The sequence below is a fragment of the Pandoraea sp. PE-S2R-1 genome (genome assembly GCF_002179865.1).
Lineage (GTDB): Bacteria > Pseudomonadota > Gammaproteobacteria > Burkholderiales > Burkholderiaceae > Pandoraea.
Genome location: NZ_NGUR01000010.1, coordinates 451,111 through 465,250, shown reverse-complemented (window position 1 = coordinate 465,250; position 14,140 = coordinate 451,111). Strand labels below are relative to the sequence as shown.

Genomic DNA, 14,140 nt, shown 5'->3' with positions numbered 1-14,140 from the left:
CTATAACCTTGACTTGACCCCAATGGTTGACGAGAGGACCTCATGAATCAGCTAACCGAACGTAACGTACTGAACTCACCCGCCGACGCGGCAGGCGATGTGAATGCTCTTGCGCTGCCTGCCGCCAGTGCCGTTTCGTGGAGCGCGATTTTCGCAGGAGGGCTCTGCGCCGCGGCGCTGTCATTGATCCTGTTAATGCTGGGGGCCGGTCTGGGGCTCTCGTCGGTGTCTCCTTGGGTGCATCAGGGCTTGAGCGCAAAGGCTTTCGGTGTCTCGACGATTCTCTGGGTCACGCTGACCCAGTTGGTTGCTGCCGGCATGGGGGGGTATCTCGCGGGTCGGTTGCGCACGCCGTGGCCTGACGTTCACAGGGACGAAAGCTACTTTCGCGACACGGCGCATGGTTTTCTGGCGTGGGCGGTTGCGTCGCTGGCGAGCGCCGTGCTGCTGACATCAGTGATTGGTTCGATCGTCAACGCGGGCGCCCCCGCCGCCGCACCTGCATTGGCCGATGTCGCGCTGACGGGGGGCGCCACGACGGCGTCGGACGGGGGGCGTGGCGCGACGGGATCAGCGGGTGGCGTTGGGTATGTCATGGATTCGTTGTTCCGGGCGGCACCTGGCGCCGCCGTCGCCACTGTCGCGGCAGTGGCGCCTGCCGACGGCAGCACGCCGCCGGAGCGGGCAGCGGCAGCAACGCTTGTGTCTGCAAAGGCCGAGGTCGCCCGCATCTTTCTGCATAGCATCCGTACGGGGCCACTGCCAGCCGGCGATATGCAATACGCCGCGCAATGTGTCGCGCAGTACACCGGCCTGACGCCGCAAGATGCCGAAAAGCGGGTGAGTGACGCGTATGCCGGCATGCAATCGAAGCTGGTCGCGGCCGAGGCTGCGGCAAAAGATGCTGCCAACAAGGCGCGTAAGGCATCGGCCTACGCGGCGCTGTGGCTTTTCATTTCGCTACTCATCGGTGCGTTCTTTGCGAGCCTGGCAGCCACGTTCGGCGGTCGACAACGCGATGGTCGATAACGCCGCAATGCCGTTACCTCGCTGCCCCGCCTATCCCCGCTTATCCCCGCTTATCCCGATCCCGATATCTCGCCTACGGAGGCCGCCATGCGTTCGCTTCTTCTCCTGTTTCTCGGTGTTCCGATTCCGATCATTATCCTGATCGCACTGTTCGTGCATTGAACGCGTGACTGCGGCGCATGATAGCGGCCAGCCGTTCAACACGTTGAGATCAAGCGGAGGAGGCGGAAGAAGGTGCCCGCGTTACTCCGGCGAAATGATTCTTGCGGAGCAGCAGACTTGTCTGGAGAACCAATAGAAAAGGGCTTGCATTTCTGCAAGCCCTTTGAATTCGTTTGGTAGGCCGTGCGGGACTCGAACCTGCGACCAACGGATTAAAAGTCCGCTGCTCTACCAACTGAGCTAACGACCCAACGAAGAAAAAGATTATAGCGATGACTTCGCTATAGTGTCAATACTTGTGTGGCGCGAATATGTCAGTTCGCGCACGATTTCTCGCATACTGCGCGGAATTTCCTCAAACGCTGCGCTCAATACGCCACATTTGATATTTGAACGCGCAGACGCCGCCCACAAGAATCGCCACGATCGCCACGAACGAGCCCAACGCCAGCGTCGACACGCCCGACAACCCCTGGCCCACCGTGCAGCCCAGCGCCGTCACGCCACCGAAGCCCATCAACACGCCGCCCACCATATGATTGGCGGTGTCCTCGGTGCCGTGAAAACCTTCCCAGCGGAACGTGCGCGATGCGAGCGCATAGGCGAACGAACCGACGATCACGCCCAGCACGCTCGCAATGCCCAACGTGATCACGTTGCTCGTGTCGCTCCACATCATCAACCAGTACAGCGTGTAGGCCAGCGGCGAGACGAACGACAACGCTTCCATTTTGCCGGAGTTGGTGGCGACGAAACTCTCTTCCAGCGTGTTCGGATTTTCTGCGACGTAACCGATCTTGCCCGACACGTACCACAGTGCCACGATGATGGCGCCCACGACGAGGCCGCCCAGCAAGTTGTCGAACGTCCAGAATTCACGGCGCGCGAGTGCGGCGATCACAAACGCACCGCCAATCACCAACCCCAGCACCAGTTGTGCACGATGCAGGTCGCCCCCGAACACGCCGCTCAACAACGTCGGCAGATCCTGCGACGTGGCAAACGTCGTCTGCACGCTGTCGAGTGCCGCAACACGCCAGACCGCAAACAAGCCCTTGAGCGTCATGTACGCCGACAGACCGATCATCACGAATACGAGCAGCGACTTCAGGTTGCCGCCGCCGATGCGCACGAGTGTCTTGCTGCCGCAGCCGGATGCCAACACCATGCCGAAGCCGAACAGCCAGCCGCCGACGAGATACGAGAGCCATGTGAAGCGCGGCGTCGTGTAGATCGCCTTGATCGGGTCGATGATGCCCAGCGAGGCCAGTACACCCGTGCCGATGGTGGCCACACCGATGGCCAGCCACCACATACGCATGCGGTTCCAGTCACCGATGTTCACGATGTCGGAAAGAGCCCCCATCGTGCAGAAGTGGGTGCGTTGCAAGACGGCGCCGAACACGAAGGCCAGGCCGAAGGTGAGCCACACAACGGTGTGGGAGAGGGCAGTGAGATCGACGTCTGTCATGAGGCGAGACCGGCCGTGCCCGGCCGTTCAATGCATGGTCGCGAGCCGCGGGGCGCAGCCGGCTATTGTTGTTATCTGACGCGCATTTCACACTCGGTGATTGCACGTCGCGGGTGCGGTCGCCATGTCGCGCAGGCCGTTGGCCTGTGCGCATCCCCTGAGACGCCGCGCCTCGTACGCTTGGAAAGTCCGTATTCTACTTGAGCTAGTGTGTCGCGCCTTGAAACGACGACGCCGCCCTGGGGCGGCGTCATACGTTTTGACGAGTGACCTGACACGGGAAGCAGGTTCGCACAACCTCCCGAGGGGCGTCTTACTTCAGCTTGGCCGCACGCTTCTTGGCCTCCGCTGCCGATTCGGTGTCCGGGTACTTGGCCACCAGATCCTGCAACGTTTTCTTAGCTGCCGCCGTCTGCCCGGATTCGGCCTGATTACTGGCAATTGCCAGCATCGATTCGGCCGCCTTCGGACTCGTCGGATACTTCGCCACGACCCCTTGCAGCGTCGCAGTCGAGCCCTTCAGATCCTTGTTGGCATACTGCGCATTGCCAAGCCAGAACTGTGCTTCGGGCTGATACGGGCTGTCGGGATACTTGGCCGCGAAGGTCCGGAATGCCACTTGCGCACCCTTGTAGTCACCGTTGCGGAATTTCGCCAGTGCAGCGTCAAAGACATCTTTCTCGCCCGGTTGGACGGTGCCTGTCACGCCGCCGACGGTCATCTGCTGCGGTTCGAATTTCTTCAGACGACCGTCGAGGTCGTTGTAGAAGTCCTTCTGACTCTGTTGCAGGTTCGCAAGCTGGTTTTTCAGATCTTCGTTCTGACCGCGCTGATCGGCCAGATCACGCTGCAACTGCTGGATCTGGTTGTTCAAATCCAGCACGTTGCGCGTGAGCCCCTCGATCCGCTGCTTGTCTGAATCCAGACGGCTGCGGATATCGAGGATCGCTTTGCGCGCCTCGTCGTCGTCGAACAATCCGGCATGTGCGAGCGGGCTCAGCAGCGTTGTGCCGAGCGTCGCTGCACAGATCAGGTTTTTAAGCAAACGAGACGTCATGGCGATTCAATCAATAAGCCAGATCGGCGCGACGATCTTGCGCCCAGCTAGCTTCGTCAGTACCGGTGGCTTTTTCCTTACCCAGCGAAACGGCTTCCATCTGGTTGGTGTTGGCGCCCAGTGCCGACATGGCCTTCACGACAGCTTCAGCACGCTTCTGGCCCAGGGCCAGGTTGTACTCGCTCGTGCCGCGCGGGTCGGTGTTGCCCTGAACCAGCACGTGACGTTGTGCGTACTTGGCCAGGAAGGCAGCGTGTGCCTGGAGCAGCGGGGTGTACTGTGCATCGACCGAGTACGCGTCGAAGCCGAAGTACACGCTGCGCTTGGCGAGCGGGCCGTTCGGGTTGTTCAGTTCGTCAGCCGATGCGTCGACGGGGGCGACAGCGCGGGCGTCCGTGGTGGTCTGACCCTTGTTGGCGTTAGCCTGGTCGTCGAGCTTCACGCCCGACGAGCAAGCTGCCAGAGCGGCCAGCGAAGAGATGGCGAGGATATTACGAAGCAGGGAACTCATATGAGCCTCCATTGATGTTGCTGTTGATGTTATTGCATGAAAGGGCCCCAGGAGGGTTCGCGAACTTCCCCTCCCCGAACCTGAAGAATCTGCCGGGTTTGCCCGTCCACCGAAACTGCCGCGAGAACCTTACGGCCCCCGGATTGCGTTGCATAAAGAATGTACTTGCCGTTCGCGGCAAAGCTCGGTGACTCGTCGTGGCTGGTGTCGGTCAGAGCCGTAACATCGCCAGTACTCATGTCCTGCACGCACAGCTTGAACCCGCCGCCTTGGCGAGCGATGAACGCGAGCAACTTCCCATCAGGGCTCACTCGCGGGCTGACGTTGTAACTCCCCTTGAAGGTCACGCGCTGTGCAGCGCCATCACCTTCGCCCCCCGCCGGCATCTTGTAGATTTGCGGACCACCGCCACGATCGCTCGTGAAGTAGATCCATTTACCGTCGGGAGAATACTGCGGTTCGGTATCGATCGCGCCGCTGCGCGACAGACGTTTGAGGCCGCCGCCATTGGCGTTGACCTGATAAATCTGCGTGTTGCCATCGCGCGAAAGGGCTACGGCCAGACGGCTGCCGTCCGGCGCCCATGACGGTGCCGAGTTGTTGCCCTTCTCGTTGGCCAGCACGGCACGACGGCCCGTCGGCAGATCGTGGATGTACACCACCGGCTTGCGCTTCTCGAACGAGACGTACGCCACCTTGGTGCCGTCCGGCGACCACGCCGGCGAGATGATCGGTTCGCGGCTGTTCAGCGCGACGCGGGCATCCTGGCCGTCGGAGTCCGAAATCTGGAGCTGGTAGGTCGAGCCGGTATGCAGCACGTACGACAGACGCGTCGCGAACACGCCGCGATCGCCGAGCAGCTTCTGATAAATATAGTCTGCGATCTTGTGCGCGGTCAGGCGCAGGTTGGCCGCCGACGAAGTGAGTGCAAGGCCGCCCAGAGGCTGGCCGCTCACGGCGTCGTAAAGACGGAAGCTCACCTGGAAGTTGCCGTTGCCGGCGGGGGCGATTGTGCCCGAGACGAACGCGTTGGCGCCCTTGGCTTTCCACGTGCCGAGATCGACCGAGTCGTCGACGCCAACCGTTGCACCGCCCGTATCGATCTGATTGAAGCGGCCGCTATTGCTCAAGTCGGACTTGACGACGGCAACGATGTCCGTCGGCGCGGTGCCCTTGAAATTCGACACGGCGATCGGGTACCGATTGGTACCCACGCCGGTGATGTCGACAGTCAGCGGTGTCTGCGCATGGGCGATCGTGCAAGCCGCGGTGAGCCAGGTGGCCACCACCGCACGCCATGCATATTTACTGGAAATTCGCATGCGTTCGATTGGTCAGTTGCGCGGTGCAAGCGCCATTTTTACCATACTCAGATGGAAATGGACCTGCAACGCTCGGTTTTCGTTCCCGTTGGACAACATACTCATCCTTTCGGACTAAAGCGAAGGTTGACGCTCGGGGGGGCTTTGCCGTTAGTGTCGCGCGGCAAGGGGTCGGACTTGCTGATGGCGGCCTGAACCGCGGCATCCCAGGCAGGGTTGCCGCTCGACTTCACCAACTGCATTGAAAGTACGCTGCCATCCGGAGCAAGACGTACCGCGACGACGGCCGTGGGGTTGCCATCGGTGTCGCCGCCATAAGCGATATTCGGTTTGACCTTGGCGCGCACGCGGTCAGCATAACCGGCAGACGCCGTGCCGCCCGCGCCCGAACCCGTGCCGCCCGCTTGCGAACCCAGGCCATTGCCCGTCGCGCCCGGCGTGCCACCGGCCATCCCGCGCAGCGAGGAAAGGCGTTGCTCACGTGCGGCGTCTGCTGCCTTCTGTGCGGCGGCCTGCTGCGCCGCCTTCGCCTTCTCGGCTTTTTCCTCAGCGGCCTTCTTCTCGGCGTCCGCTTTCTTCTGGGCGTCGGCGAGTTGCTGCTGCTTCTGTTGTTCTGCCTTCTTGGCCTCGTCTTCCTTCTGACGCTTCTGGTCGTCGGCCTTCTTCTGATCGGCAAGTTTTTGCTGGCGCGCCGCTTCATCGGCGGCGGCCTTCTTGCGAGCGAGGTCGGCGGCGGCCTGCTGATCGGCCAACTGCTTTTGCTTGAGGGCTTCCTGACGCGCTTTTTCCTGCTGCGCTTCGAGCAGGCGCGCCTGTTCGGCGGCTTCCTGCTCTTGCTTGCGCTTCTTCTGCTGGAGGGCGATGTCGGCGTCTTCGGCCGGCGGCGTCGGGGCCGCGATGGCGGGCGGCGCAGGTGTCGGCGGCGGTGTCACCACCGGCGGCGTCGGCTCGGCGACTTCGGTCGGGGTCCACAATTCGGCTTCGGAACCTGCGGGCGAGCTGTTCTGCCAGCGCATGCCGTAGAAGAGCAGCGCAAACAGCAGCGCGTGCATGAACAGCGCGAGGAGGAATGCCCGCCCCGTGCCGCGCTCATCTTTGCGCGGGCCAATGGGGCGGTCGGAACGGGCTACGGAGCTGCTCATTTTTGCTTGACGAGCAGGCCCACGCGCTTGACACCCTGGGCCTTCAGATCGGACATCACGTTCATGACGATTTCATAGCGCACCGACTTGTCGGCGGCGATGACGACCGGTTGATCCGGGTTGGCCGCCTGACGGCCTTGCAGGAACCCGGTCAGATCGCCCGCGCTCATGCGTTGTTCGATGGTGTTCTGACCATCTTTATAGCGAATCAGCACGCGGTTGTCGGCCTCGATATTGACGACGACCGGCGGCGTTTGTTGCTGCGGACTTGCGTTGGCGACGCTGGGCAAATTGACGATCGACGGGGCCACCAGCGGGGCGGCCACCATGAAGATGACGAGCAGCACCAGCATCACGTCGATGTACGGTACGACGTTGATGTCTGCCATGGCGCGACGGCCGCGGCGAGCGTTGCGCATTGAACCTGCCATGTCTCGGCGCTCCCGGAATGCTTAGTGAATCTGCCGTTGCAGGATGTTGGAGAACTCTTCGATGAAGCTTTCGAAGCGGATCGCCAGCCGGTCGATGTCGGTGGCGAAGCGGTTGTAGGCAACCACGGCAGGGATCGCGGCGAACAGGCCGATGGCGGTCGCCACCAGCGCTTCCGCGATACCCGGCGCCACATTGGCGAGCGTGGCTTGTTGCACGTTCGACAGGCCGCGGAAAGCGTTCATGATACCCCACACCGTACCGAACAAACCAATGTACGGGCTCACCGAACCGACCGACGCGAGGAACGGCAGATTGGCTTCGAGCGAGTCCATTTCACGTTGAAAGGAAGCGCGCATGGCACGACGTGCACCGTCGAGAATCGCATGCGGATCGTTCAGGCCTTTCTCGCTCGCCTTCATGTATTCGCGCATGCCCGATTCGAAGATTCGCTCGAGGGCACCCGTCTGATGGCGGTTGTTCAGCGCGCTCTGGTAGAGCGCCTGAAGATCGCCGCCCGACCAGAAGTCACGTTCGAAACGTTCGGTCTGGGCACGGGCGCGGCGAATCGCGAAGATCTTGCGAAAGATGTGCGTCCACGACATCAACGACAGCAGCAACAGCAGGGCCATCACGGCCTGTGCGAGCACGCTGGCATGCAGCACCAGCGTAATAATGGAAAGGTCTTGATCGGGCATGGTGTGGTTATTGACTGACCGGAATTCTTGTCCCTGGGATCAGGCGGCTGCCGCGCCGCTCCCGGCGTGTGCAGCAACACTGACGGACTTGTTGGCAACAATGGCCGATTGCATGGCGAGCCGCACGTTCGCCGGAATTCTGCCCGGACGCAACGTGTCGGCCGACACACAGCCGATTTTGATGCTGCCGCGCGCCAACAGTTCGCTGCTGCCGTCGGGCGCATCGCGCCAGGCTTCTTGCAGAAACTCCACCGTCGCGCCGCCGAGGTGCTCGATCCGGCTTCTGACGACCACGAGATCGTCCAGTCGGGCGGGGCTCAGGTAGTCGAGCGCTGTCGCACGCACGATGAAGATCATGCCGGTGTCGCGGGCCAATTGGAGTTGTTCGATGCCGAGCGAACGGAGCCACTCGGTGCGGGCCCGTTCAAAGAATTTAAGGTAGTTGGCGTAGAACACGACGCCGCCGGCGTCAGTGTCCTCGTAGTAAACGCGGATTGACCAACTGGTATCAAAATCAGCCATGCCGCGCATTGTATCGGAACGCGGCAACAACGCCAGTCACGGAAACAGAATTTTTCAACTACGTGCAACAACGGTGCTTCAACGCCCGATTCAATCCGCCGCCGGTGCGCACCAAAGTGGGGCGAAATCGTCTCAAGGCCCCGTCGGGTGGGCGATCACGCTGGCGCGCCCGGGCCGGGCGTCCCTATAATGACGGCTCGCAAGCCCCCTGATATTCGAACGAATCCGGCACGCGCATGCATGCATCATGCAAGCGCCGGATTTCAGTCTGTAAAACTACCTGCGAGGCCCTTCGAAGTGACTTCCCCCGAAACGCAAGCTCCCGTCAGCCCTAGCCCCCTTCGCGTCGCATTTCTCGGACTGGGCGTCATGGGGTATCCCATGGCCGGTCATCTGCAACGCGCCGGTCACACGGTGACTGTCTATAACCGCACGGCCGCCAAAGCCGAGCAGTGGGCGAAAGACTACGGCGGCAAGCACGCGGCCACGCCGGCCGAAGCCGCGCGAGACGCCGATATCGTGGCCGCCTGTGTGGGCAACGACGATGATCTGCGCAGCGTGGTCCTCGGTGAGCACGGCGCGTTTGCCGGCATGAAGCCGGGCGCGGTGTTCGTCGATCACACGACAGCGTCGGCCGACGTGGCGCGCGAACTCTATGCCGTGGCCCGCGAGAAGGGCCTGCATTTCGTCGATGCGCCGGTCTCCGGCGGCGAAGCCGGTGCAAAGAACGGTGTGCTCACGATCATGTGCGGTGGCGATGCCGATGCCTTCGATCAGGTGGCGCAAACGCTGCATGCCTATGGCCGTGCCGTCACCCGGATTGGTGAAGCGGGCGCCGGGCAACTGGCCAAGATGGTCAATCAGATCTGTATCGCCGGGCTGGTGCAGGGGTTGTCGGAGGCGATCAACTTCGGTCAGCAAGCCGGTCTCGACATGAAGGCCGTACTCGACGTCATCAACAAGGGGGCGGCGGCCAGCTGGCAGATGGACAATCGCGGCCAGACGATGATCGACGGCAAGTTCGATTACGGCTTCGCAGTCGATTGGATGCGAAAGGATCTCGGCCTGTGTCTGGCGGAAGCGCAGCGCAATGGTGTGTCGCTGCCGGTCACCGCACTGGTCGATCAGTTCTATGGCGATGTGCAGGCGCTGGGCGGCCGCCGTTGGGACACGTCCAGCCTGATTCACCGTCTGCGTGTGCTGTCGGGGAAGGCCTGACCGATTGTCCGGTAGCTCACGCACGGATGCGCAGGTGTTGTTTTGGAGCCAGCCTTCGGGTTTATCTCCTATCGTCAGCACCTGCCGGTTGGCACTAGAATGCGGAAAACGGGACGTCGTGGTGCGACGGCACGGCGGCGGGTAACGCGGTAGGTGTGCGGGGCCGGTGTCGTGCGGGAGGAGACCGCCGCGATTGATAACGACACTTACAAAGATCCGAAAACCTGCATGAGCAATCAGTCGAACGCCGCGGCCGTCCGCGCATTCCGCATTCTCGAAATTCTCTGCGCCGCAGGCGCGCCCATGACACTGGCGGAGATCGTCGCCGCCATCGGTCTGCCCAAACAGACCGTGCACCGCATTCTCAAGCAACTGGAAGCCGCGTGGCTGGTGACGCGCGAGGCGGGCAGCCGGCACTATGAGCCGTCGTCGCGCGTGCGTGCGCTGGCGGTCAATGCGCTGATGCATGCCGGCCCGGCCGCGGCGCGGCACGCCATTCTCCAGCAACTGGTCGACAAGCTCGGCGAGACCTGCAACCTGTCGATGCTCTCGGGCGACGATCTGGTCTATCTCGATCGTGTGGAGACCGAATGGTCGCGCCAGCTCCAGCTCTCACCGGGCTCGCGCGTGCCGTTGCACTGCACGGCGAGCGGCAAGCTGCTGCTGGCGTTTTTGCCCCGCACGCGACGCGAGAAGTTGATCGCGCATCTCCCGCTGCGTCCCCGGGCAGAGAACACGATTACCGATCTTGAGGATTTGCGTGCCGAACTGGCCGAGACGCGCAAGCGCCGCGTGGGCACGAACAACGAGGAACATGTGCCGGGCATGATCGCAGTCGCGGTGCCGGTCATGCTCGACCGCAACCGCGCCTGTGCGGCGATTGCGGTGCAAGCCAGCGCCGAGCACTCGACGCTGGACAAGCTCATGACCTATCTGCCCGAACTTCAGGCCGCCGCCGAGACGATGGCCGCCACGTTCAACGAGTAGGCTCGGCAGACTCGGCAGGTTTGGCAGGTTCGGCCGCCGTAGGGGCCATCGCATCGAAGGCCTGCGTCAACTGCAAGGCACCTTGTGCCGATTCCGCCCGAATGCGAGGCCCGATGAAGATCGGGTCGAGCACCAAGAACAGCAGATTCGGTGTGCGATAGACGAAGTCGCGTTCGAAGCGCGTGCCCGTGCCGTCGGGCGTGAGCTTGTAGCGCACCTCTCCTGACGGGCGGCGGTTGACTTCGCCTTCAATGCGCCACTCCAGCGGCGGCTGCGCTTCGACCACTTTCCAATGAATGATCCCGTGGCGCCCGGCGAGTCGGAATTCTTCCGCGACTTCTTCGCCGAGCGTGAGCGGATGATCGGTTGCACCCTCCACCGCGAGCGATGCCGGATGCCACTTGGGCCAGTTGGCAGGGGTGGTCACGTAGTTGTAGACGACCTGCGGCGGCTGGCGCAGGGTGATCACGTTGGTCACATGCGTCTGGCGCTCGAACGGCAACGGGGCGAGCGACAGAACGGCAAGGATGGCAACGGCGGTGAGAACGATCAGGAAGGCTCTCTTCATCGGCGCGCGCTCAGGCACCGGCGGGCGAATCGAGTTCAACGTCGACCATCAGGTCGTTGGCGAGCCCCTCCAGTACCTGACGCAGTGCATCGGTCGAGACGCTGGCCGGCACGCGAAGACGCGCAGTGGCGCGAAACAGCGTGCCGCCGGACATCGACCCTTCGACGCACTCGGTGTCGAGTTCATCGATGCTGATGCCGCGTGCAAAGAGCACGTGCGAGATTTCCTTGACGATACCCGGGTGATCCTGACCGACGAGATTGAGCTGAAGCAGACGTGCGCCGGGATCTTCGGCGGCGCTCTGCGCATGCGTGACCGAGATGCGCAGCCCGTGGGTTTCAAGCGATTGCAGTGCTTGCGTGAGCGTGGCGACGCGCTCGTCGGCGACCTGAAGATGCACGATGCCGGCGAACTGCCCGGCCAGATTGGCGAGTCGGCTTTCGAGCCAGTTGGCGCCGGCGGCGGTGGCGCGATCGGCGATGGCGTTGACCAGCCCCGGGCGGTCCGGGCCGATCACGTTGAGAATCAGGGACGTCGTCATAGCAGGCTCCGTCGAGTTAGCGCGCGAGGCTCAAGTGTAGTGCAATCGCACCGTTCGCCGCTATGGCTGCGCTTGGCCGCCATCATGGCGACGGCGCGCTCAGGGCCCCGCTTCGGCCATGCGCAACAACGCGATGACGGTGGCGTCGTCGGTTTGCGCGAAATCGCTGTACGCGATGCTGACCGCGTAAAACGGTTGCGGCATCTCAAGGCAGATGACGGCATCGGCTAATGGCTGGAGTCGTGCCACGGCGTCGTGCGCGCCGACCGGCGCACAGGCGACGAGCGGCCCCGCGCCGAGCCGTCGCAAGGCGCGCAACGCGGCGGTCATGGTCGCGCCGGTGGCGATGCCATCGTCGACTACCACCACCGGTTGCCCCGAGACGCGCGGCGCGCCGCGTCCCGGTGTGTAGGCCTGACGGCGTTGTTGCAACAACGCCCGCTGACGCGCCGTTTCTCGTGTGAGATAGACGCCGGTAGCGCCGAGCGACAAGGCATGGTCGGCGAGAAAGATGCCGCCGAATTCGTCGACCGCGCCCACGGCCAGTTCGCTCTGATGCGGCGCGCCGAGCTTGTGGGCGAGCAGTACGTCGAGCGTGCCGTTCAACTGTCTTGCGATGGGCAGGGCGACGGGCACGCCGCCACGCGGGATGGCCAGCACGAGCGGCGGGGCGCAACGCGAGAGTACGGCGTGCGAGGCGAGAACTTCGGCGAGGGCGTTGCCGGCAGCGGCGCGATCGAGGAACGGCATGACGGCGGCGGGGGCAAGCCCGGCAGGAGGGACGATTCTGCCATCGTAACGCCGCAGCCTGATGCCCGTTTGATTAGCGCGCGAGGAGTTCGGGCACGGTGCCGACCAGCAGCGTCACACCCGAGCAGGCGAGCAGCGCGAGCACCATGCGGCGGAAGGCGTGATCCGAGAGGAATTTATAGGCCCATGCGCCCGCCAGCGTCGGCAGGATCATCGATGGCACGGCAATCGCGAACAGGTGCAGCGTCTTCGTGGTGATCACGCCGTGCACCGTGTACATGATGATCGTCAGCGTGTGCATCACGATGAAGAAGAGCTGCATGACGGCGCGCTGCAAATCCTTGTCCCAGCCGCGCAACGTACACCACAACGTGGGCACGACACCCACGAGGCCGCCGATGCCGCCCATCAATCCGCCGATGAAGCCAACCACACCGTCGGCCGCGCGCCCGCCGCGCGTGATGCGAGGCAGATGGGCCGAGAGCAGCAAGATCGTGCAGTACACGACGAGAATGGCCCCGATGCCCGCGCGAAACCACACCGGGTCGAGATAGCGAAGAATCCACACGCCGACTGGCACGCCGACGAGGCCGCACACGACGAAGGGCGCCAAGCGATCGAGCGGAACGGATCGGCGCACGGCGCGCAGCCCGAGAATCTGTCCGATGAGCGAGCAGAAGGCGACGAGCGGGCCTGCGAGCGTGGGCGGGAGCGACCACGCCCAGAACGACAGCGCGACCAGACCGAACGCGAAGCCCGACAGGCCTTGAACGAAGCCGGCCACGCACGCGCCGGCGATAAGAGGAAGTACGGGATCGAATGTCATGAATCGGGCGAGCGCACAGTGTTGCCGGGCCCGGTGCGGGCCCCTGACGTGCAGCAGATCAAGGCGGCATTATGCGGTGATCTCGCCGATTCGCTCAACGCTCACGTCACGCTTACGTCAGTGCTTGCCCAACACCGCCGGCGACCACTTCGCCCACGCCGCGATGAAAATCGTACCCATGGAAATGCCGAGCGCAGCACCGGCGAGCGCGTCGCTCGTCCAGTGGTAGGCCGACGCGATCTGCCCGAAGCCGGTCGCGGCGACGGCCAGTGCACATGGCAGGCGAAGCGCGCGGTGACGCAGCGCGACGACCGTCGCGAAGGCGAGCATGACCGTCAGGTGGCCGGACGGGAACGAGGCATACGCCACGCCATCGCCACCAAACAGCCGGAATTGGAACACACCGTCATGCAGATACGACGGGTTGTTGTGTGTCCATGTGTCGGGCCACGTGCGGCCGAACAGGCGCTTCAGCCCCTGCTTTGCGACGCTGGCCACGCCCACGGCGCCCCCCGCCAGCCACAGCGTGATGAGCCAGTCGGGCAACGTGCGGCGCCACATCAGTGCGGCGCCCAGCACGACGAACACCGGCCAGCCCGCCACGAACAGCGGCGAGGGCAGTTCGGCCATGTGCTGCATCCAGCGCGTGCCTTGCGTGTGCAGATGCGCGAATTCGACGATGGGGCGGTCAAGCCATGGAATGGCAACGAGCGCCAGCAGCAGGCAGCCGAACGCGCTGAGCCAGGCGGCGCGCAGGCAGAGGCGAGGCGTGACCGGCGGTGAGGCAGGGGAGGCGGGGGTGGCGTGGCCGGGGGTGAATTCAGTCATGACGCAGGTTCGGGTAAATCGGGCGGTAATGCAACTTCCGGGCGCAAGCCTGAGGCAGCGGCGTGGCGATTTGATGACG

Annotated in this window: 16 protein-coding genes and 1 tRNA gene; 3 read left to right on the top strand and 14 right to left on the bottom strand. The window is 63.4% G+C overall.

All coding sequences use genetic code 11. The features are described 5' to 3' along the window. Positions 1-42: 42 nt before the first annotated feature. Entirely contained in the window at positions 43-1,029 is a 987-nt protein-coding gene (locus CDV44_RS12640; RefSeq protein ID WP_249277523.1) for a hypothetical protein, read from the top strand. Between the two features lie 336 nt (positions 1,030-1,365). On the opposite strand, the gene CDV44_RS12635 is transcribed toward CDV44_RS12640, so the two are convergent. From CDV44_RS12635 to ybgC, 9 genes are all read right to left on the bottom strand, one after another. Next, positions 1,366-1,441: transfer RNA gene (locus CDV44_RS12635), tRNA-Lys, on the bottom strand. Between the two features lie 105 nt (positions 1,442-1,546). Beyond that, entirely contained in the window at positions 1,547-2,662 is a 1,116-nt protein-coding gene (locus tag CDV44_RS12630; protein ID WP_087688324.1) for a YeeE/YedE family protein, read from the bottom strand. 313 nt (positions 2,663-2,975) lie between these two features. After that, positions 2,976-3,719 carry a tol-pal system protein YbgF gene (gene ybgF / locus CDV44_RS12625; protein ID WP_170935967.1) on the bottom strand — a complete coding sequence of 248 codons (744 nt, stop codon included), beginning with the start codon at positions 3,717-3,719 and terminating at the stop codon, positions 2,976-2,978. A gap of 10 nt (positions 3,720-3,729) precedes the next feature. Next, positions 3,730-4,230 (bottom strand): OmpA family protein, encoded by a 501-nt coding sequence (locus CDV44_RS12620; RefSeq protein WP_087688323.1) that lies wholly within the window; start codon positions 4,228-4,230, stop codon positions 3,730-3,732. Positions 4,231-4,259: 29 nt separating this feature from the next. Then, on the bottom strand, positions 4,260-5,552 hold the full coding sequence (gene tolB / locus CDV44_RS12615; protein WP_058379525.1) for a Tol-Pal system beta propeller repeat protein TolB: 1,293 nt from the start codon (positions 5,550-5,552) through the stop codon (positions 4,260-4,262). Between the two features lie 101 nt (positions 5,553-5,653). Beyond that, the gene (gene tolA / locus CDV44_RS12610; protein ID WP_087688322.1) at positions 5,654-6,694 is read right to left on the bottom strand and encodes a cell envelope integrity protein TolA; all 1,041 of its coding nucleotides are present in this window, start codon (positions 6,692-6,694) and stop codon (positions 5,654-5,656) included. Continuing rightward, positions 6,691-7,125 (bottom strand): protein TolR, encoded by a 435-nt coding sequence (tolR, locus tag CDV44_RS12605; RefSeq protein ID WP_058379523.1) that lies wholly within the window; start codon positions 7,123-7,125, stop codon positions 6,691-6,693. The genes tolA and tolR overlap by 4 nt, the downstream gene beginning before the upstream one ends. A gap of 21 nt (positions 7,126-7,146) precedes the next feature. After that, positions 7,147-7,821, bottom strand: a complete 675-nt coding sequence (tolQ, locus tag CDV44_RS12600) for a protein TolQ (RefSeq protein WP_058379522.1) — start codon at positions 7,819-7,821, stop codon at positions 7,147-7,149. A 39-nt stretch (positions 7,822-7,860) separates the two neighbouring features. Further along, positions 7,861-8,352 (bottom strand): tol-pal system-associated acyl-CoA thioesterase, encoded by a 492-nt coding sequence (gene ybgC, locus CDV44_RS12595; protein WP_087688321.1) that lies wholly within the window; start codon positions 8,350-8,352, stop codon positions 7,861-7,863. Positions 8,353-8,640: 288 nt separating this feature from the next. On the opposite strand from ybgC, the gene CDV44_RS12590 reads away from it, so the two are divergent. Both CDV44_RS12590 and CDV44_RS12585 read left to right on the top strand, forming a co-directional pair. Then, positions 8,641-9,561: an NAD(P)-dependent oxidoreductase gene (locus CDV44_RS12590; protein WP_256388447.1), complete on the top strand. Its 921-nt coding sequence runs from the start codon at positions 8,641-8,643 to the stop codon at positions 9,559-9,561. A 228-nt stretch (positions 9,562-9,789) separates the two neighbouring features. Beyond that, the gene (locus CDV44_RS12585; protein WP_087688319.1) at positions 9,790-10,548 is read left to right on the top strand and encodes an IclR family transcriptional regulator; all 759 of its coding nucleotides are present in this window, start codon (positions 9,790-9,792) and stop codon (positions 10,546-10,548) included. Here the strand turns inward: CDV44_RS12585 and CDV44_RS12580 are convergent. The 5 genes from CDV44_RS12580 to CDV44_RS12560 form a co-directional block, all read right to left on the bottom strand. Continuing rightward, positions 10,538-11,116: an SRPBCC family protein gene (locus tag CDV44_RS12580; protein ID WP_087723071.1), complete on the bottom strand. Its 579-nt coding sequence runs from the start codon at positions 11,114-11,116 to the stop codon at positions 10,538-10,540. The two genes, CDV44_RS12585 and CDV44_RS12580, sit on opposite strands and share 11 nt — an antisense overlap. A gap of 10 nt (positions 11,117-11,126) precedes the next feature. Continuing rightward, positions 11,127-11,657 carry a glycine cleavage system protein R gene (locus CDV44_RS12575; protein ID WP_087688317.1) on the bottom strand — a complete coding sequence of 177 codons (531 nt, stop codon included), beginning with the start codon at positions 11,655-11,657 and terminating at the stop codon, positions 11,127-11,129. Positions 11,658-11,756: 99 nt separating this feature from the next. Beyond that, on the bottom strand, positions 11,757-12,407 hold the full coding sequence (locus CDV44_RS12570) for a phosphoribosyltransferase (protein ID WP_087688316.1): 651 nt from the start codon (positions 12,405-12,407) through the stop codon (positions 11,757-11,759). Between the two features lie 73 nt (positions 12,408-12,480). Further along, on the bottom strand, positions 12,481-13,233 hold the full coding sequence (locus CDV44_RS12565) for a sulfite exporter TauE/SafE family protein (RefSeq protein ID WP_087688315.1): 753 nt from the start codon (positions 13,231-13,233) through the stop codon (positions 12,481-12,483). 117 nt (positions 13,234-13,350) lie between these two features. Then, positions 13,351-14,061, bottom strand: a complete 711-nt coding sequence (locus CDV44_RS12560) for a phosphatase PAP2 family protein (RefSeq protein ID WP_170935966.1) — start codon at positions 14,059-14,061, stop codon at positions 13,351-13,353. Positions 14,062-14,140 lie beyond the last annotated feature (79 nt).

Excerpts from the sequence above, each read along its gene's own strand:
- CDV44_RS12630 (WP_087688324.1), bottom strand. The coding sequence starts at position 2,662 with ATGACAGACGTCGATCTCACTGCCCTCTCCCACACCGTTGTGTGGCTC.
- CDV44_RS12620 (WP_087688323.1), bottom strand. The coding sequence starts at position 4,230 with ATGAGTTCCCTGCTTCGTAATATCCTCGCCATCTCTTCGCTGGCCGCT.
- tolB (WP_058379525.1), bottom strand. The coding sequence starts at position 5,552 with ATGCGAATTTCCAGTAAATATGCATGGCGTGCGGTGGTGGCCACCTGG.
- tolQ (WP_058379522.1), bottom strand. The coding sequence starts at position 7,821 with ATGCCCGATCAAGACCTTTCCATTATTACGCTGGTGCTGCATGCCAGC.
- CDV44_RS12640 (WP_249277523.1), top strand. The coding sequence starts at position 43 with ATGAATCAGCTAACCGAACGTAACGTACTGAACTCACCCGCCGACGCG.
- CDV44_RS12565 (WP_087688315.1), bottom strand. The coding sequence starts at position 13,233 with ATGACATTCGATCCCGTACTTCCTCTTATCGCCGGCGCGTGCGTGGCC.
- ybgF (WP_170935967.1), bottom strand. The coding sequence starts at position 3,719 with ATGACGTCTCGTTTGCTTAAAAACCTGATCTGTGCAGCGACGCTCGGC.
- tolR (WP_058379523.1), bottom strand. The coding sequence starts at position 7,125 with ATGGCAGGTTCAATGCGCAACGCTCGCCGCGGCCGTCGCGCCATGGCA.
- CDV44_RS12560 (WP_170935966.1), bottom strand. The coding sequence starts at position 14,061 with ATGACTGAATTCACCCCCGGCCACGCCACCCCCGCCTCCCCTGCCTCA.
- CDV44_RS12570 (WP_087688316.1), bottom strand. The coding sequence starts at position 12,407 with ATGCCGTTCCTCGATCGCGCCGCTGCCGGCAACGCCCTCGCCGAAGTT.
- tolA (WP_087688322.1), bottom strand. The coding sequence starts at position 6,694 with ATGAGCAGCTCCGTAGCCCGTTCCGACCGCCCCATTGGCCCGCGCAAA.
- CDV44_RS12580 (WP_087723071.1), bottom strand. The coding sequence starts at position 11,116 with ATGAAGAGAGCCTTCCTGATCGTTCTCACCGCCGTTGCCATCCTTGCC.
- CDV44_RS12585 (WP_087688319.1), top strand. The coding sequence starts at position 9,790 with ATGAGCAATCAGTCGAACGCCGCGGCCGTCCGCGCATTCCGCATTCTC.
- ybgC (WP_087688321.1), bottom strand. The coding sequence starts at position 8,352 with ATGCGCGGCATGGCTGATTTTGATACCAGTTGGTCAATCCGCGTTTAC.
- CDV44_RS12575 (WP_087688317.1), bottom strand. The coding sequence starts at position 11,657 with ATGACGACGTCCCTGATTCTCAACGTGATCGGCCCGGACCGCCCGGGG.